Source organism: Pseudomonas brassicacearum (assembly GCF_009601685.2).
In the GTDB taxonomy this organism is placed as follows: Bacteria; Pseudomonadota; Gammaproteobacteria; order Pseudomonadales; family Pseudomonadaceae; genus Aquipseudomonas; species Aquipseudomonas kilonensis_B.
In genome coordinates this window covers 2,231,922-2,248,746 of record NZ_CP045701.2, presented here as the reverse complement: position 1 = coordinate 2,248,746, position 16,825 = coordinate 2,231,922, and the positions used below count along the sequence as shown (strand labels likewise).

Below are 16,825 nucleotides of genomic sequence, written 5' to 3'. Positions count from 1 at the left end.
GCCCGGTTGGCCCGGGGCGTCAATGCCCCCTCAACGCAAGAGTTAGAAATGGAACTATTCAATACCCTTGGAAGGACTGTCGTCCCCTTTATTCCGATCGTTGAAAACCATGTAGGCCTCTATGCCTGCGGCCCCACGGTCTACCACTATGCGCACATAGGGAATATGCGCACATACATCTTCGAAGATGTCCTGGCCAAGACCCTGCGCCATCGAGGGCTGGTGGTAAAGCACGTCATGAACATCACGGATGTCGGGCACCTGCAATCCGACGCCGACGCGGGCCACGACAAATTGATGGTGGGTGCCGCTCGCGAGAACAAGACCCCCTGGCAGGTTGCTCAATTCTACGAAGAAGCGTTTTTTCGTCACTGCGGCCTGTTGAATATCACCCGGCCTGACGTGGTATGCCGGGCGACGCAGCATATTCCTGAAATCATCACGTTGATCGAACGCTTGCTGGAAAAAGGTGTGGCCTATGAAAGTGCCGGCAATGTCTATTTCAGCGTGGAAAAGTTTCCTGCCTATCATGAACTTGGCCAGCTGGTGCTGGACGAGCAAAGAGCCACTGAGCGTGTCAGTCACGATCCATTGAAGCGCTCGCAAGCGGACTTCGCCTTATGGTTTTCTACCTCGAAGTTTCCTGGTCAGATCATGAAGTGGGAATCTCCCTGGGGCCTGGGATTTCCCGGCTGGCATATCGAGTGCTCAGCCATGGCAAGCAAATACCTGGGTGAAAGGGTCGATATCCATTGCGGTGGTATCGATCATATCAACGTCCATCATTCCAACGAGATCGCGCAATCGGAATGCTGCTTCGGTCACCGTTGGGTCAACTACTGGTTCCACTGCGAGTTTCTCAACGTGGATACAGAGAAAATGTCCAAGTCCAGCGGGGAATTCCTCACTGTGGACTCGCTGGTCGACAAAGGCTACGACCCCTGCGCGTTCCGGTTGCTGGTCCTGGGCTCGCATTATCGCAGCGCCCTGGCTTTTTCATGGGAGGCTCTGGATGACGTCGCCACGGCATTGCAGAAAGCTCGGCGACGGATCAGCAGTGCCCTGGATAACAGCAGCCCTCCCGGCGAGGCTTTTTCGGCAATGCATGCCGCGTCCTATCGAAGGTTCTTCGCTGCGCTCGAAAAGGACCTGCACACGCCAAGCGCCATGGCTGAGTTCTGGTGGGTGATCAAGACCAATGAACTGACTGAGCCGGAACGCATCGACCTGCTACGCAGTTTCAATGCGGTGCTGGACATCGGTTTATTCGACACTCAGGCCACCCGCCTGACATCGGAACAAAGCGACTTGATCGCGGCGCGTAACGTTGCCCGTAACGAAAGAAACTGGGCGGAATCCGATCGAATCAGGGATTTGCTACTAGCCCAGGGCATCAGCCTCAGCGACCTGAAGGCCTGAACGGTTTCAGTCGCTACCACGAAGGAACGACAGTTTGAATATCGAGCGTATCAGGCAACAGTTTCCGATTTTCTCCCTGGCATCGGCGAGGAACAGCGTGTTTCTCGACAGCGCCGCAGGTACCCAGATGTGCAAGCGCGCGCTGGAGGCGAGCATCGAGGCCGCGATTGAAAACAATGCCAACCTGGGCGGCCATTTCTCGACATCGGTCATTGCAGAAAAAGCCATCGGCCAGGCGCGGTACGCAGCCGCCGCACTGGTCAATGCCCACTGTGCCGAGGAAATCGTGTTCGGCCAGAACATGACGACGCTGACATTTCATCTCTCCCGTTGCCTCGGGCGAAGCCTTGGCAAAGGCGATGAGATTGTCCTTACCCAGTCAGATCATGAAGCCAATATTTCGCCCTGGCTCGAATTGGCGAAAGACCTGGAGCTGAAAGTTCGCTGGCTGCCGTTCGATCCCCTTACCTACGGTTTCAGCATCGCCGACATGGACTCGATCATTACGGAGCGTACCAAGGTTGTCGCGTTGAGCTATGCAAACAACGTCACCGGCACGATCAATGATGTCGCCGCGGTTGCCGCACTGGCCAAGCGCAAAGGTGCATTGGTCTATGTCGATGCGGTTCAGTTCGCGCCCCATGGGGTGATCGATGTGCAGACCCTGGGGTGTGACTTCCTGGTGTGTTCCTCGCACAAACTCCACGGCCCCCATCACGCAATCCTCTGGGGTCGCCTGGCCTTGCTCGAAAGGCTCATGCCCTACAAACCTCGCCCCACTGCCGATAAGCCGCCCTATAAATTCGAAACCGGGAGCAAGAGCCGAGAGGCCATTGCCGGAATCCTGGGGGCCATCGATCATCTGGCATGGATCGGTCGCGAGTTTGGAACGTGCGGCGAGCAGACTGGCAAGCGACAGCAGATTGTCGCGGGGATGCACGCCATCGTCGAACACGAGCAGCGACTGGTGCAATCAGCCCTGGAAGGATTGAGCAGCTTCAAAGGCGTTCATATCCACGGCTACCGAGCGTCACATGAACGGGAGCGCCGGGTACCGACCGTGTCCTTTACCCTGGAGTCGACACCAAGCGAAATGATTTCCCGGCGCATGGCCGAACAAGGCATTCGTCTCTGGCATGGTCATCATTTCAGCCCGCAGACCGTTCGCGCCCTGGGCATTGACGAGCATGACGGCGTGGCCAGGATCAGCCTTGCGCAGTACACCTCTCAAGACGACGTTCATCGTTTCCTGTCGGCAATGGATGACCTCGTTCGAATCATGCCCTGAGAACGCGATCGGACAGCGGATCGGCCAGCTTCAGCAATCGCAGCGAATGGCCTCGTCCGTCACGCGCTCCACCAGGCCGGTCAAGCGAAAGCCTTCATCGAGCCAGCCCATGACACCGCCGATCATCTCCTTGACCGGGTATCCCAACGTTGCCAGGCGCACCGCTGCCTTGTTCGCGCCATTGCAATGCGGGCCGGCGCAATACACCACGAACAGGGTGGTCTTGGCATAGGCGGCCAGTGCCTGGGCGGTGAGTGTGCGGGTTGGCAGGTTGATCGCCCCAGGTACGTGGCCGCGTTCGTAGGCCAAGGGTCCGCGTACATCCACCAGCACAAAATCGATGTCGCCGGCCTGTTGGCTGGCGTGAACGTCGGAACAATCGGTTTCGAATGTCAGGCGACGGCTGAAATGCTGCAGGGCGATATCGGAGGGGGCAGCAGGCACTTCGCGAACCAGGCTGGTCATGGGCGTGTACTCCAGGATAGATAAGGCGTGAAGAGACTTTATCCCCCCGATGCTTACCGCTACAGTGGCGCACAAGACACTCTGTGGGAATTTTCCGCCAAATGCAGCCTAACCCTGGTCTGGTCGCGATTCTTGCCTACGACGGCCTGTGCACGTTCGAATTCGGTGTCGCCGTCGAGATCTTCGGATTGGAGCGACCGGAATTCGATTTCCCCTGGTACACGCATCGAATCGTCGCGGTCGATGACGGCCCGATGCGCGCCATGGGCGGCTTCCAGGTATTGGCCGATGGTGGCATGGAACTGCTCGAAACCGCCCGGACCATTGTCGTGCCCGGCTGGCGCAGCCGCAGCGAGCCACCGTCCCCGGCGTTGCTCGAAGCACTGCGCAGGGCCCACGCCCGTGGTGCGCGCTTGCTGTCGATCTGCTCCGGTGCCTTCGTACTCGCCGCTGCCGGGCTGCTCGACGGCCTGGGCGCCACGACGCATTGGCGCTACACCGACGAATTGGCCGCAAGCTTTCCGGCCGTGCGGGTAGACCCGGATGTGCTGTACGTGGACTCAGGACAGGTCATCACCTCGGCGGGCAGCGCCGCCGGTATCGATGCCTGCCTGCACTTGGTGGCACGGGACTTTGGCGTCCAGGTCGCCAACTCCGTGGCACGCCGGTTGGTGATGTCGCCGCAACGTACGGGCGGCCAGGCGCAGTTCATTCCCTCGCCGGTCAGCCGCACGCCACGCAGCGATCTGTCGAGCGTCATGCAATGGGCCCGCGAACGCCTGCACGAACCCCTCGGGGTGCGCGAACTGGCCAGCCAGGCAGCCATGAGCGAACGCACCTTCCTGCGCCATTTCACCCAGGCCTGCGGCGTGTCGCCCAAGGCCTGGCTGCAACATGAACGCCTGGCCCGGGCCCGCGAGTTGCTGGAAAGCACCGGGGACAATACCGACAACATCGCGCAACTGTGTGGCTACCGCTCGGTGGAAAGCTTTCGCGTGGCGTTTCGCAGCGTCGTGGGGTTGGCGCCATCGGTGTATCGGGAGCGGTTTGGTCGGGGGTGAAATCCCCGTGACGAGGGCGCTTGCTCCCGCTGGGCCGTAGAAGCTGTGCAGGAGCTGTGTAGGAGCGTGTGGAGCTGTGTAGGAGCTGTGTAGGAGCTGTCGAGTGCAACGAGGCTGCGATCTTTCCCCAAACACTTGAGTCTCAAGCGAAAGATCAAAAGATCAAAAGATCGCAGGCTTCGCCAGCTCCTACAGAGCACAGCGGGAGCAAGCGCCCCCGCCACGGTTCGGTTTGAGTCGTCAGATCAGGGTTTACGCAACAAATAGGTATCCATGATCCAGCCATTGGCCTTTCGCGCGGCCTTGCGGGTGCGCTCGATGTCATCGGCCACGTCTCCCAGGCGACCGGCGATAAGGATTTCATCCGGCGTCCCCACATAGGCCCCCCAGTAAATGTGCGTATCGGGATCGCTCACCTGGCGATAGGCGCCCTCGGCATCGAGCATCACCACCACACTCGCCGCGTCGCCCACCTGCCCCGCCGCCAATCGGCGTCCGGTGGTGATTTCCAGCGAACCGCCAATGCGGGTCAACGGCACTTTATGCCGGGCGGCCAGGGCCTGGACGCTGGTGATGCCGGGGATCACCTCGAATTCGAAGGCGCAGTGGCCCGCGTCGAGGATCGCCTGCAGGATGCGCACGGTACTGTCGTACAACGCCGGATCACCCCACACCAGAAAACCACCCCGTTGACCATCGGACAGTTCATCATTGATCAAGCGTTCGAAGGTAGCCTGTTTAGCGTGGTTCAACGCTTCGACGCTGTCCTTGTAGTCCAGGTCGCCGCGTTGGCGCTCCGGGCTGTAGGCTTCGACGAAACGGTAGGTGCGATCAACGATGTAGCGCCGACAGACTTCGCGCCGCAGGTCCAACAACTTGTCCTTGGCCGGGCCCTTGTCCATGAGGAAGACTACGTCCAAGCGGTTCAAGGCTTTCACTGCCTGCATCGTCAGGTGATCCGGATCGCCGGCTCCAATGCCAATGACTGACAACGTCTTCATCGCGGCGACTCCTGGCCAGGTCCCTGGGTCCGCAATCGCCATACGCCGTTGAAACGCAACTCGAGGGTGGACAGCGGTTCAATGTCGATCCGGTTGAATGTGGCGGCCGGACAACCCAGGACACTCACCAGGGCTGCGCGGATCACGAAGGGGTGGGTGACGGCCAGCAGATGCCCTGGCCGGGTCTCCAGACTGGCCAGCCAATCCCCGACACGGCGACACAACTGGGCGACAGATTCACCGCCATGGGGGGCCGCCTCGGCATCGTCGAGCCAGGTTTGCAGGGCTTGCGGTTCAGCCTCGAGCAACTCCTCGATGGACAACCCGCGCCAGCGTCCCAGATCGCAATCGGCCAGGGCCTGGTCCACCTGGGGTTCGTCGCCGAACAGGGCGGCGGTCTGGCGCGTGCGCAGCTCCGGCCCGCAAAGCAGTTGCCGGACGTTTCGGTAGCGGGGGGCGACCTGCGCGCGGCGTGTCAGCCAGTCGGCGTCCAGCGATTCGTCCAAGCCAAAGCATGCCTGCTTCTGGGCACTGGTACGGGCGTGGCAGATCAAGGTCAGACGAGTGGCTTGCACACTGGATTCTCAGGCAATCGGAAGGGTCGCATGGGCGGGATATTCACGCCTTTAGTTGTACAGCACCTTATACGAAATCAAATAAGTGAGACAAAAAGGCGTTATGTCCGACATCGCTAAAAGCATCGACTGACATACCTGGTCTACCCAGCCGAGACCAATTCCTACAGGGGTTTCGCACAATCTTGGGGCATTTTAAACGGAACGTAAAAACCACTGGACATGTAGCATCAGCTACATAAATACTGTTTTCAGGAGTTATGAAAGAAATTCAACACCCATCCTGGCAAGGAGCACGGATGCCACCTCTCAGAGACCTGATCACCGATCCCGGCCTGGTTTTGACGCCGTCGGAACGCAAGGTCGTACGTGCCCTGCTCGATCACTACCCACGCAACGGCCTCGGTCCGATGTCACGCCTGGCAGACCATGCCGGCGTCAGCGACCCGACCATCGTGCGGCTGGTAAAAAAACTCGGGTTTGGCGGTTATGCCGAATTCCAGGATGCACTGCTCAGTGACATGGACCATCGCCTGCGCTCCCCCCGCACGCTGTTGAAACCGCGGGCCAAATTGCAGCAAGGCGATACCTGGAGCCAGTACCTGGCCGCCAGTCAACGCAACCTCATCGACACCCAGGCCCTGACCCAACCCGAAGACGTGCGCATTCTCGTGCAGTGGTTGCTCGACAACCGTCATCAGGTGCACTGCTTCGGCGGGCGCTTCAGCAGCTTCCTGGCCCACTACCTGCTCAACCATCTGCGTCTGCTGCGCGCCGGCTGTTTCGCCCTGGAAGACAACGCCCAACTGCCTGACCGGTTGTTCGACGTGCAGCGCCAGGACGTGGTGTTGATCTTCGATTACCGTCGCTACCAGGCCCAGGCCCTGCGCGTGGCCAGCGCGGCCAAGGAGCGCCACGCCCGGGTCGTGCTGTTCAGCGACGTCTACGCTTCGCCGTTGCGCGAGCTGGCCGACCTGATCATCAGCGCCCCGGTGGAATCGGCCTCGGCCTTCGACAGCCTGGTGCCGGCGCTGGCCCAGGTCGAGGCGCTGATTGCCTGCCTGACCCTGCAATGCCCCGAGCTGGCCGAACGCCTGGAAGGCATCGATGCCTTGCGCACGGAATTCAACACGCACTTGTTGGAGGAAAAATAAGGATGTTCTCGCTCCCCCACCGCTCGCCGCGGGATCTGCCGTTTACCCGCCAGCACACCGCCTTGCTGCTGGTGGACATGCAACGCGCCTGGCTGGAACCGCAATTCGATGCCCACTTGCACAGCCCCGAAGCCGAGTATTTCATCCATCGGGCCCGCCGGCAGGTCATCCCCAACCAGCAGCGCTTGCTCAACGCGATGCGCGAAGGGCAGCACAACGTGTTGCACACCCACATCGAAAGCCTCACCGCCGATGGCCGCGACCGCTCCCTGGATCACAAGCTGTCGGACATGCACCTGCCCAAGGGCAGCCCCGAGGCGCAGATCATTGCCGAACTGGCGCCGCAGGAAAACGAAATCGTGCTGCCCAAGACCTCCTCCGGGGTTTTCAACTCCACCAACATCGACTACGTGCTGCGCAACCTGCAGACCCGCCACTTGATCGTCGCCGGCATTGTCACCGACCAGTGCGTCGACATGGCCGTGCGCGACGCCGCCGATCGCGGCTACCTGGTCACGCTGGTGGAAGACGCCTGCGCCACCTACACCGAACAACGGCACCTGGCGTGCCTGAACGCGATCAAGGGCTATTGCTGGATCACCGATACCGACACCGTGCTCGCGCGTTTGCAGGAGATGCAGCCATGAGCCGCCTCGATCCTGCCGCCGTCCTCGCTCCGTTGCCCGTCACGACCCTGGTGACCACCGACCTGATCGGCGTGACCCGTGGGCGCTCGTTTCCCAGCGATGAATTGCCCCACTACGTCACCGCCGGTTGTGGCTGGGTGCCCGCCAACAGCGCGCTGACGCCCCAGGACATCATCGCGTCGGCCAACCCTTGGGGCGCTTATGGCGACCTGCGGCTGGTGCCGGACCTGTCCAGCCGGGTGACCGTCAACAACGGCCCCGACGCCCAGGCGCCCGCCCTGGACTTCATCCATTGCGATGTGCGCGAGACTGACGGCCGGCCCTGGAGCGCCTGCCCGCGTACACTGTTGCAGGACGAGGTGGCGCGTTATCGCACCGAACTGGGCTTGCAGGTTTTTGCCGCGTTCGAGCATGAATTCAACCTGGTTGCCACGCCGGCGCCGCCTGATCGCCTGGCCTTCAGCCTCCAGGCCCAGCGCCAGCAGGCCGAATTCGCCGGATGGTTGCTCAGCGCCCTGCGGGCCGGCGGTGTCGAGCCGGAAATGTTCCTGCCCGAATATGGCCAGCATCAATACGAGATCACCTGCCGCCCGAGCTTGGGCGTGGCCGCTGCCGACCGGGCCGTGAACGTACGGGAAATCACCCGCGAGATCGCCCGGCAAATGGGCCTGGACGTGAGCTTCGCCCCCAAGGCCTCGGCACATGCCGTGTGCAACGGCGTGCATTTGCACCTGAGCCTGCAAAATCTGAGCGCGGACCCGGTGCTGCATGACGCTGCCAGCAGCAACGGCTTGTCCAGCCTCGGCCAGCATTGGGCCGCCGGGGTGCTGCACTATCTGCCTGCACTGTGCGCGCTGACTGCGCCGACGCCAGTGTCCTACGAGCGCCTGCAACCTCATCACTGGAGCGCTTCCTATGCGTGCCTGGGGCAGCGCAACCGTGAAGCGGCGCTGCGCATCTGCCCGACCGTGAGCCTGAGCGGAAAACCGCTGGCGAACCAGTACAACCTGGAGTTCCGCGCCATGGACGCCACCGCCTCGCCGCACCTGGCGATGGCGGCACTGTTGATTGCCGGGCGACTGGGCATCCAGCAACGGTTGGCACTGAACGCTGTCACCGATGAAATACCCGATGAGCTGGATGAAGCACAACGTCGCGCCCGTGGCATTATCGCCCTGCCGACCACCCTGGCCCAGGCGCTGGACTGCCTGCGCCACAGCGGGGCGCTGCTCGATACCCTGCCCGGCCCGTTGGTCGAAACCTACTTCGCCTTGAAGGCCCAGGAGCTGGCCTTGACCGAGGCGCTGTCACCTGCCGAGCGTTGTGAGCACTATGCACGAATCTATTGAGTTTGCTGAATCGGGCCTCTACACCAGGGCCCCCTACCGACTGTCGCGGGAGGAGTCCGAACACCCGGTGCTGCTGGTGTGCGAACACGCCAGCCGCTTCATTCCCGATGCGCTGAACAACCTGGGCCTGGATGAAACGGCCTCCCAGGAGCACATTGCCTGGGACATCGGTGCCCTGGCCTTGGCCGAGCGCCTGTCCGAAACCCTCGGCGCGACGTTGCTGTCGGCCAATTACTCACGGCTGTTGATCGACCTCAACCGGCCGCTGCACGTACCCGACAGCATTCCGGCCCAGAGTGAGATCTACCAGGTTCCGGGTAACCATGCCCTGGACGAAGCCACTCGCGAATATCGCCAGCAGTGTCTGTTCCATCCCTTCCATGATCGGTTGCGGGCGTTGATCGACCGACGCCTGGCCGCCAATCGACCGGTGCGCGTGGTGGGCATCCACAGTTTCACCCCGGTGTTCTATGGCCAGCCGCGCGCCCTCGAAGCGGGCGTGCTGTTCGGTGAAGCCAAGGAATACGCCCAGCAGATCGTCGACGGGCTGGGCCGCCATTCGCTGCGAGCAGCAGGCAACCAGCCCTACAAGATCAACCCCATGACCGACATGACGGTTCCGGTGCATGGCGATGGCCGCGGCCTGGATTCAGTGTTGATCGAGGTGCGCAACGACCAACTGCGCAGCCCCGAAGCGGTACGGACCTGGAGCGCCTACCTGGCGCCCCTGCTGTAGCGCGGCAGCGGCAAGTTTCCAGCGACAGACAGCAAGCAAGAGCAACCCACACAGCTGAAAAGGAAAACGGCTCATGAGCATTGAGGCATTTGGCTACAAACAGGAATTGAAACGCGGCCTGTCGCTGACAGACCTGGTGGTATACGGGATGATTTTCATGATCCCCATCGCCCCGTTCGGCGTGTATGGCTATGTCAACGCCGAGGCGCCGGGGATGGTGCCGCTGGCGTACATCATCGGCATGGTGGCGATGCTGTTCACTGCCTTGAGCTACGGCAGCATGGCCCGGGCCTTTCCGGTGGCAGGTTCGGTCTATTCCTACGCTCAGCGGGGTCTTAACCCACACGTCGGGTTCATCGCCGGCTGGCTGATGCTGCTGGACTACCTGCTGATCCCGCCGCTGCTCTATGTCTATGCCGCCATGGCGCTGAACCATTTGTACCCGGACATTCCCAAGGTCGGTTTCATCCTGGCCTTCCTGGTGAGCGCGACCTTCGTCAACCTGCGCGGCATTACCTTCACTGCACGGATGAACATCATTTTTCTATTGGCGCAGTTGGTGGTGCTGGGGATTTTCCTGTTCTACGCCTGGAATGCCCTGCACGGTGGAGCCGGTAACGGCCAACTGACCCTGGCACCGCTGTACAGCCCGGAACACTTCAACTTCGCCTTGCTGATGCAAGCCGTGTCCATCGCGGTATTGTCGTTCCTGGGCTTCGACGCCATTTCCACCCTGGCCGAAGAGATCAAGGGCGACCCGGGCCGCAGCGTCGGCAAGGCAGCCCTGGTGACCTTGCTGGTGATGGGGGCGATCTTCGTGGTGCAGACCTGGATCGCCACGGACCTGGCCGCCGGCATGGGTTTCAAGTCCGCCGACACCGCATTCTATGAAATCGCCGAGCTGGCGGCCGGCAGCTGGCTGGCCACCTTGACCGCGGTTGCCACGGCCCTGGCCTGGGGCGTGGCCGTGGCGATCACTTCGCAGGCAGCGGTATCGCGCCTGTTGTTCGGCATGGCCCGGGACGGCCAGTTGCCCAAGGTGCTGGCCAAAGTCCATCCGACCCACAACACCCCGTACCTGAGCATTTACCTGGTGGCAGTGCTGTCGCTGTTGATCTGCTACCTGTTCATCGACGCCGTGGACACCCTCACCTCCCTGGTCAACTTTGGCGCCCTGAGCGGCTTCATGTTGCTGCACATCACCGTCATCAACCACTACTGGCGCCGCCAGCAGTCCGGCCAATGGATCCGCCACTTGATCTGCCCACTGATCGGCTTCGTGATCGTCGCGGCCATCATGTACAACATGGGCGTGGCTGCGCAGAAGCTCGGCCTGATCTGGATCGCCGCGGGCGTGGTCTATTTGTGTGTGCTCAACAAATTCGGCAACCCTGCCACCGTGCCCGATCCGGCCGGTCAGTGAAAGCCGGCGGCCGAAGGATTCGGCCAACCTTGGTTACAACGCGTGGACATCGACAGTGATCGTCAAGCCCGGTGCCTGCCACCGGGCTCTCTGGAACAGGAGTGCAATCCATGCTGGCCTTACGTCCAGTTCAATTAACCGATCTGCCGCAACTGCAGCAATTGGCGCGTGACAGCCTGGTGGGCGTCACGTCGCTGCCGGACGATACCGCCCGCCTGGAGGAAAAGATCCTCGACTCATGCGCCTCGTTCGAGGCCGATGTGCAGGCCCCAGGCGCGCAGACTTATTTTTTTGTCTTGGAGGACCTGGCGGCCGGGCGCCTGGTCGGTTGTTCGGAAATTCTTTCCAGCACCGGTTACAACGAACCGTTCTACAGCCTGCGCAACCGACCGTTTTCCAGCGAATCCCGGGAGCTGAACATCCAGCATGGCGTGCCCGCGCTGTCGTTGTGTCAGGACCTCAGCGGACAGACGCTGCTGCGTGGCTTCCACATCGACGCCGAACGGGTGCGCACGCCGGAATCGGAGTTGCTGTCCCGGGCCCGGCTGATGTTCATCGCCGCCCACCCCCAGCGCTTTGCCGAATCGGTCATCACCGAAATCGTCGGTTTCAGCAGCGAGGACGGCCAGTCGCCCTTCTGGGACGCCATCGGCCAGCACTTCTTTGACTTGCCCTACGTCGAAGCCGAAAGGCTGTGTGGCTTGCAGAGCCGGACCTTTCTTGCCGAGCTGATGCCGCAGTACCCGATCTACGTGCCTATGCTCCCGCCAGCGGCCCAGGCCTGCATCGGCCGGGTGCATCCCGATGGCCAGGAAGCCTTCGACATCCTCGAGCGCGAAGGTTTCGAGACCAACAGCTACGTCGATATCTTCGACGGTGGGCCGACCTTGCATGCCCGTATCGCCCATATCCACTCCATCACGCAGAGCCGAATCGCCACGGCCCGGCAAAGCCGGCAGATTGATGCAAAAGGCCGTTACCTGGTGAGCAACGACGGCCTCGGAAACTACCGGGCCATCGTCGCCGAGCTGGACTTAAACGCCGAGGGCTGCGTGGCTCTGTCGCCCGACATGCTGGCCGCCCTGGACATCACGGACGGCGAGCCGATCCGGGTGATTGCCCTATGAACCTCACTCGACCCCATGGCCTGTACCGACGTTTGGACCGACACGATGAAGGAGTCGCATCATGATTGTCCGTCCGGTCGCCATTACCGATCTGCCCGCATTGCTGGACCTGGCCCGTTGCGCCGGCCCCGGCTTCACCAGCCTGCCGGCCAACGAAGAGCGTCTGGCCAACCGTGTTCGCTGGGCCCAACGGACCTTTGCCGGGCAAGTTGAACGTGCCGACGCCGATTACCTGTTCGTGCTTGAAGACGATGACCGGCAGGTGGTGGGTATCAGCGCCCTGACCGGCGCGGTCGGGCTGCGCGAGCCCTGGTACAACTATCGGGTCGGGCTGACGGTCAGCTCGGCGCCGGAACTGGGGATCCAGCGGCAGATCCCGACCCTGTTCCTCAACAACGAGATGTCCGGGCAATCGGAGATCTGCTCGTTGTTCCTGCACCCCGAGCAACGTCGTGGCCACAACGGACGCCTGTTGTCCCTGGCACGCCTGCTGTTCGTGGCCGAATTTTCCCAACTGTTCGGCGAGAAACTGATCGCCGAACTGCGTGGCCATGCCGACGAACAGGGCTGTTCGCCGTTCTGGGACAGCCTGGGACGGCATTTTTTCAAGAAGGATTTCAGCTACGCCGATCAGCTGTCCGGCATGGGCAACAAGTCGTTCATCGCCGAGCTGATGCCACGCCAGCCACTGTATACCTGCCTGCTCACCGAACAGGCCCAGGCGGTGATCGGCAAGGCTCATCCGAACACCGAGCCGGCCATGAAAATCCTCAGTGCCGAAGGCTTCAGCCACAAGGGCTACATTGATATTTTTGACGGCGGCCCGGTGATCGAGGCGCCGGTGTCGAAGATCCGCACAGTCCGCGACAGCCAGACGCTGACCCTGGTCATTGGCACCCCGGACGAACAGGCACCGGTGTGGCTGATTCACAATCGACGCCTGGAAAATTGCCGTGTCACCAGCGCTCGCGCGCATCAGCATGGTCACAAGCTGCTCGTCGATCGCCTCACTGCCAAACGCCTGCAAGTACAACCGGGTGATACGGTGCGGGCCGTGGCATTGCCCAGGCTGGGGCAACAAGCGGTGGCGGCGTAGCCCCCTCGTATCCCGACTGACCGGCAGAGCACCGGCTGCCCACCTTGCGGGCCCGTTGTTTCGCTTGATGCCATAACGGCATCACCCATACACATTCGTCATCATCTTTGCGCTTGCCACGTGATAGCCTTTGGATCTTTCGGCGTTGACACTTTTGCTCAAGCCTTTCCATTCCATTGGTGGAACTTATATGTCCAGGCTTTCCCATCAAGATTTGCGTCGTAACTTTCGCCAACTGCTGGCTTCCAACACCTGCTACCACACCGCCTCGGTGTTCGACCCGATGTCGGCGCGCATTGCCGCTGACCTGGGTTTTGAAGTCGGCATCCTGGGAGGCTCGGTAGCATCGTTGCAAGTATTGGGCGCGCCGGACTTCGCCCTGATCACTCTCAGCGAATTTGCCGAACAGGCCACTCGCATCGGCCGGGTGGCCCAACTGCCGGTGATTGCCGACGCCGACCACGGTTACGGCAATGCCCTGAACGTGATGCGCACCATCGTCGAACTGGAACGAGCCGGCATCGCCGCGCTGACCATTGAGGACACCTTGCTGCCGGCCCAGTTCGGGCGCAAATCCACCGACCTGATCGGCGTCGCCGAAGGCGTCGGCAAGATTCGTGCGGCGCTGGAGGCGCGAGTCGATCCGGAAATGGCGATCATCGCCCGGACCAACGCTGCGATTCTGCCGGTCCAGGAAATCATCAGCCGTACCCAGCAATATGAACGTGCTGGGGCGGACGGGATTTGCATGGTGGGCGTGCAAGACTTCGATCATCTGGAGAAGATCAGCGAAAACCTGACGGTGCCGCTGATGCTGGTCACTTATGGCAACCCGTTGCTGCGCGACGACAAGCGCCTGGCCGAGTTGGGCGTGCGCGTGACCATCGACGGCCACGGCGCCTATTTCGCCGCGATCAAGGCGACCTACGACAGCCTTCGCGAACAACGGCAGATCTTCACCCAGGCTTCGGACCTGAGCGCCACCGAACTGACACACACCTACACCCAGCCCGAGGACTATATCCGTTGGGCCGAGGAGTACATGAGCGTCAAGGAGTAACGGACTCGCCCCACAGGATTAGCCTGTGGGAGCAAAGCTTGCTCCCACAGAAACCCGTGTTGAGCCAGATCCTAGCCCTTGCTGCGCAACATTTCCTTGGGCACGTACTTGCCGATCTCGAACTTGCCGATCGCGGCGCGATGGACTTCATCCGGGCCGTCGGCCAGGCGCAGGGTGCGTTGCATGGCGTACATGTAGGCCAGCGGGAAATCGTTGGAGACCCCGGCGCCGCCGTGGATCTGGATCGCCCGGTCGATGACCTTCAAGGCCACGTTTGGCGCGACGACCTTGATCTGGGCGATTTCGCTCTTCGCCACTTTATTGCCAACCGTGTCCATCATGTACGCCGCCTTCAACGTCAGCAGGCGCGCCATGTCGATTTCCATCCGCGAGTCGGCAATCTTGTCGATGTTACCGCCCAGGCGCGCCAACGGTTGGCCGAAGGCTGTGCGGCTGGCGGCACGCTTGCACATCAATTCCAATGCGCGCTCGGCCATGCCGATGGAACGCATGCAGTGATGAATCCGGCCTGGGCCGAGACGGCCCTGGGCAATTTCAAAGCCGCGTCCCTCCCCCAACAGAACATTTTCATACGGCACCCGCACGTTCTCGAACAGCACTTCGGCATGCCCGTGAGGCGCATCGTCGTAGCCAAACACCGGCAGCGGCCGGACGATCTTGACCCCGGGGGTGTCCACCGGCACCAGGATCATCGAGTGCTGGGCATGGCGGGGCGCATCAGGGTTGCTCAGGCCCATGAAGATCAGGATCTTGCAGCGTGGGTCGCAGGCCCCTGAGGTCCACCACTTCTTGCCATTGATGACCCACTGGTCGCCGTCACGCTCGGCACGGGCAGCCATGTTGGTGGCGTCCGAGGAAGCAACGTCCGGCTCGGTCATGGCAAAAGCCGAGCGGATCTCGCCGCGCAGCAGTGGCTCGAGCCAACGTTGCTTTTGTTCTTCATTGGCGTAGCGCACCAGCACTTCCATGTTGCCGGTGTCCGGTGCCGAGCAATTGAACGGCTCCGGCCCCAGCAACGAGCGGCCCATGATCTCTGCCAGCGGCGCGTATTCCAGGTTGGTCAGGCCGGCGCCCAGTTCGGACTCAGGCAGAAACAGATTCCACAGGCCTTGCGCCTTGGCCTTGGCCTTGAGCTCTTCCATGATGGCCGTGGGTTGCCAGCGGTCACCTTCGGCCACTTGCCGTTCGAACACCGCTTCGGCCGGGTAGACGTAGGCATCCATGAACGCCGTGACGCGTTCACGCAGTTCCTGAACCTTGGGGGAATAGGCAAAATCCATGAGCAGCACCTTCTTGGCAGAGGTTGTTTTAGGTCATGAAATCGATGCTAGTTCAGCTACGAAAATTTACCTAACCTATTCTCGGCGTGTATTAACATTCATCACCGATATATGTTTCACTGATTCTCATCGCCTCCCGGCACCTCACAACAAGCCCAAGAACAAGAGTGCAGCGCCATGAATCTGAGCAAGGTCGACCTCAACCTTTTCATTGTCTTCGATGCGATCTACACCGAAGCCAACCTGACCCGTGCCGGGCAGATCGTCGGCATCACTCAGCCGGCCGTGTCCAATGCCCTGGCGCGTCTGCGCGAGACCTTCAACGATCCGCTCTTCGTGCGCACCGCCCAAGGGATGGTGCCGACGCCCATGGCCCAGAACATCATCGGTCCGGTGCGCAACGCCCTGTCGCTGCTGCGGGTGTCGGTGCAGGAAAGCCGGATCTTCAACCCGCTGCAGGCCGTCAAGACCTACCGCATCAGCATGACCGACCTCACCGAAGGCGTAATTCTGCCGCTGCTGTTCCAGCGCCTGCGCCGCCTGGCGCCGACCGTAGCGATCGAGAGCTTCCTCTCCAAGCGCCGTGAAACCACCAAGGAGCTGGCCGCCGGCCGCCTCGACTTCGCCGTGGACGCACCGCTCAACACCGACCCGCAGGTGCGTCACGTCAAGTTGATGGAAGATCGCTACGTGTGCGCCATGCGCAAGGGCCATCCGTTGGCGGGCAAGGAAAAGATCAGCCTCGATGATTACCTGGCCCAGACCCACGTGCATATTTCCAGCCGCCGCAACGGGCTGGGTTATGTCGACCTGGCCCTCGGCAAGATGGGTATCCAGCGCAAGATCGCCCTGCGCTCCCAGCATTACCTGATGGCCTCCCAGGTGCTGCAACAAACGGACATGGTCATGACCGTCCCCGAGCGCTTTGCCCGTCGTCATGATCTGCACGCCTTCCTGTTACCGGTCAACGATGTGCCGCCGGTGGAAACCCACCTCTACTGGCACGAAAGCACCGACCAGGACCCGGCCAACCGCTGGATGCGCGAGCAGATGATCGAGCTGTGCCAGCAGGTGACCGCCCATGAGAAGAAGCTCGACAAGGTGGTGTAAGGCGATAGACCGC

The 16,825-nt window shown here is 61.5% G+C and carries 16 protein-coding genes; 12 read left to right on the top strand and 4 right to left on the bottom strand.

Annotated elements, in window-relative coordinates; genetic code table 11:
* Positions 1 to 6: 6 nt before the first annotated feature.
* Both cysS and GFU70_RS09865 read left to right on the top strand, forming a co-directional pair.
* The gene (gene cysS, locus GFU70_RS09870) at positions 7 to 1,419 is read left to right on the top strand and encodes a cysteine--tRNA ligase (RefSeq protein WP_226921074.1); all 1,413 of its coding nucleotides are present in this window, start codon (positions 7 to 9) and stop codon (positions 1,417 to 1,419) included.
* A 34-nt stretch (positions 1,420 to 1,453) separates the two neighbouring features.
* Positions 1,454 to 2,707, top strand: a complete 1,254-nt coding sequence (locus GFU70_RS09865) for a cysteine desulfurase-like protein (RefSeq protein ID WP_058545510.1) — start codon at positions 1,454 to 1,456, stop codon at positions 2,705 to 2,707.
* A gap of 30 nt (positions 2,708 to 2,737) precedes the next feature.
* Here the strand turns inward: GFU70_RS09865 and GFU70_RS09860 are convergent, their stop codons facing one another.
* Positions 2,738 to 3,172: a rhodanese-like domain-containing protein gene (locus tag GFU70_RS09860; protein WP_058545509.1), complete on the bottom strand. Its 435-nt coding sequence runs from the start codon at positions 3,170 to 3,172 to the stop codon at positions 2,738 to 2,740.
* 101 nt (positions 3,173 to 3,273) lie between these two features.
* On the opposite strand from GFU70_RS09860, the gene ftrA reads away from it, so the two are divergent.
* Positions 3,274 to 4,233, top strand: a complete 960-nt coding sequence (ftrA, locus tag GFU70_RS09855; protein WP_116642782.1) for a transcriptional regulator FtrA — start codon at positions 3,274 to 3,276, stop codon at positions 4,231 to 4,233.
* A 245-nt stretch (positions 4,234 to 4,478) separates the two neighbouring features.
* Here the strand turns inward: ftrA and cobF are convergent, their stop codons facing one another.
* The gene (gene cobF, locus GFU70_RS09850) at positions 4,479 to 5,234 is read right to left on the bottom strand and encodes a precorrin-6A synthase (deacetylating) (protein WP_116642783.1); all 756 of its coding nucleotides are present in this window, start codon (positions 5,232 to 5,234) and stop codon (positions 4,479 to 4,481) included.
* Positions 5,231 to 5,809 (bottom strand): histidine phosphatase family protein, encoded by a 579-nt coding sequence (locus GFU70_RS09845; protein WP_058545506.1) that lies wholly within the window; start codon positions 5,807 to 5,809, stop codon positions 5,231 to 5,233. The genes cobF and GFU70_RS09845 overlap by 4 nt, the downstream gene beginning before the upstream one ends.
* A 299-nt stretch (positions 5,810 to 6,108) precedes the next feature.
* Between GFU70_RS09845 and GFU70_RS09840 the strand changes: the two genes are divergently transcribed.
* The 8 genes from GFU70_RS09840 (at position 6,109) to GFU70_RS09805 (ending at position 14,401) form a co-directional block, all read left to right on the top strand.
* Positions 6,109 to 6,963, top strand: a complete 855-nt coding sequence (locus GFU70_RS09840) for a MurR/RpiR family transcriptional regulator (protein ID WP_058545505.1) — start codon at positions 6,109 to 6,111, stop codon at positions 6,961 to 6,963.
* A gap of 2 nt (positions 6,964 to 6,965) precedes the next feature.
* A complete protein-coding gene (locus GFU70_RS09835; protein WP_058545504.1) occupies positions 6,966 to 7,610 on the top strand; it encodes an isochorismatase family cysteine hydrolase in 645 nt (214 codons plus the stop codon).
* Entirely contained in the window at positions 7,607 to 8,959 is a 1,353-nt protein-coding gene (locus GFU70_RS09830) for a glutamine synthetase family protein (RefSeq protein WP_064106774.1), read from the top strand. The genes GFU70_RS09835 and GFU70_RS09830 overlap by 4 nt, the downstream gene beginning before the upstream one ends.
* Complete coding sequence (locus GFU70_RS09825) at positions 8,943 to 9,695, top strand: N-formylglutamate amidohydrolase (protein ID WP_153387942.1); 753 nt, start codon at positions 8,943 to 8,945, stop codon at positions 9,693 to 9,695. The genes GFU70_RS09830 and GFU70_RS09825 overlap by 17 nt, the downstream gene beginning before the upstream one ends.
* A 73-nt stretch (positions 9,696 to 9,768) precedes the next feature.
* Entirely contained in the window at positions 9,769 to 11,118 is a 1,350-nt protein-coding gene (locus GFU70_RS09820) for an APC family permease (RefSeq protein WP_058544021.1), read from the top strand.
* 110 nt (positions 11,119 to 11,228) lie between these two features.
* Positions 11,229 to 12,245: an arginine N-succinyltransferase gene (locus GFU70_RS09815; protein WP_116642784.1), complete on the top strand. Its 1,017-nt coding sequence runs from the start codon at positions 11,229 to 11,231 to the stop codon at positions 12,243 to 12,245.
* A 61-nt stretch (positions 12,246 to 12,306) separates the two neighbouring features.
* Positions 12,307 to 13,341: an arginine N-succinyltransferase gene (gene astA, locus GFU70_RS09810; protein WP_058544023.1), complete on the top strand. Its 1,035-nt coding sequence runs from the start codon at positions 12,307 to 12,309 to the stop codon at positions 13,339 to 13,341.
* A 190-nt stretch (positions 13,342 to 13,531) separates the two neighbouring features.
* Positions 13,532 to 14,401: an isocitrate lyase/PEP mutase family protein gene (locus tag GFU70_RS09805; RefSeq protein WP_003200006.1), complete on the top strand. Its 870-nt coding sequence runs from the start codon at positions 13,532 to 13,534 to the stop codon at positions 14,399 to 14,401.
* A 71-nt stretch (positions 14,402 to 14,472) separates the two neighbouring features.
* On the opposite strand, the gene GFU70_RS09800 is transcribed toward GFU70_RS09805, so the two are convergent.
* Positions 14,473 to 15,702 (bottom strand): acyl-CoA dehydrogenase, encoded by a 1,230-nt coding sequence (locus GFU70_RS09800; protein ID WP_058544024.1) that lies wholly within the window; start codon positions 15,700 to 15,702, stop codon positions 14,473 to 14,475.
* 177 nt (positions 15,703 to 15,879) lie between these two features.
* Here GFU70_RS09800 and GFU70_RS09795 point away from each other — a divergent pair, with 177 nt between their 5' ends.
* Positions 15,880 to 16,812 (top strand): LysR family transcriptional regulator, encoded by a 933-nt coding sequence (locus tag GFU70_RS09795; protein ID WP_018611524.1) that lies wholly within the window; start codon positions 15,880 to 15,882, stop codon positions 16,810 to 16,812.
* The last annotated feature ends 13 nt before the right edge of the window (positions 16,813 to 16,825 follow it).

What these genes read in the sequence shown, in the direction of transcription:
- GFU70_RS09860 (WP_058545509.1), bottom strand. Translation starts at nt 3,172, where the DNA reads ATGACCAGCCTGGTTCGCGAAGTGCCTGCTGCCCCCTCCGATATCGCC.
- ftrA (WP_116642782.1), top strand. Translation starts at nt 3,274, where the DNA reads ATGCAGCCTAACCCTGGTCTGGTCGCGATTCTTGCCTACGACGGCCTG.
- cobF (WP_116642783.1), bottom strand. Translation starts at nt 5,234, where the DNA reads ATGAAGACGTTGTCAGTCATTGGCATTGGAGCCGGCGATCCGGATCAC.
- GFU70_RS09840 (WP_058545505.1), top strand. Translation starts at nt 6,109, where the DNA reads ATGCCACCTCTCAGAGACCTGATCACCGATCCCGGCCTGGTTTTGACG.
- GFU70_RS09835 (WP_058545504.1), top strand. Translation starts at nt 6,966, where the DNA reads ATGTTCTCGCTCCCCCACCGCTCGCCGCGGGATCTGCCGTTTACCCGC.
- GFU70_RS09830 (WP_064106774.1), top strand. Translation starts at nt 7,607, where the DNA reads ATGAGCCGCCTCGATCCTGCCGCCGTCCTCGCTCCGTTGCCCGTCACG.
- GFU70_RS09825 (WP_153387942.1), top strand. Translation starts at nt 8,943, where the DNA reads ATGCACGAATCTATTGAGTTTGCTGAATCGGGCCTCTACACCAGGGCC.
- GFU70_RS09820 (WP_058544021.1), top strand. Translation starts at nt 9,769, where the DNA reads ATGAGCATTGAGGCATTTGGCTACAAACAGGAATTGAAACGCGGCCTG.
- GFU70_RS09815 (WP_116642784.1), top strand. Translation starts at nt 11,229, where the DNA reads ATGCTGGCCTTACGTCCAGTTCAATTAACCGATCTGCCGCAACTGCAG.
- astA (WP_058544023.1), top strand. Translation starts at nt 12,307, where the DNA reads ATGATTGTCCGTCCGGTCGCCATTACCGATCTGCCCGCATTGCTGGAC.
- GFU70_RS09805 (WP_003200006.1), top strand. Translation starts at nt 13,532, where the DNA reads ATGTCCAGGCTTTCCCATCAAGATTTGCGTCGTAACTTTCGCCAACTG.
- GFU70_RS09800 (WP_058544024.1), bottom strand. Translation starts at nt 15,702, where the DNA reads ATGGATTTTGCCTATTCCCCCAAGGTTCAGGAACTGCGTGAACGCGTC.
- GFU70_RS09795 (WP_018611524.1), top strand. Translation starts at nt 15,880, where the DNA reads ATGAATCTGAGCAAGGTCGACCTCAACCTTTTCATTGTCTTCGATGCG.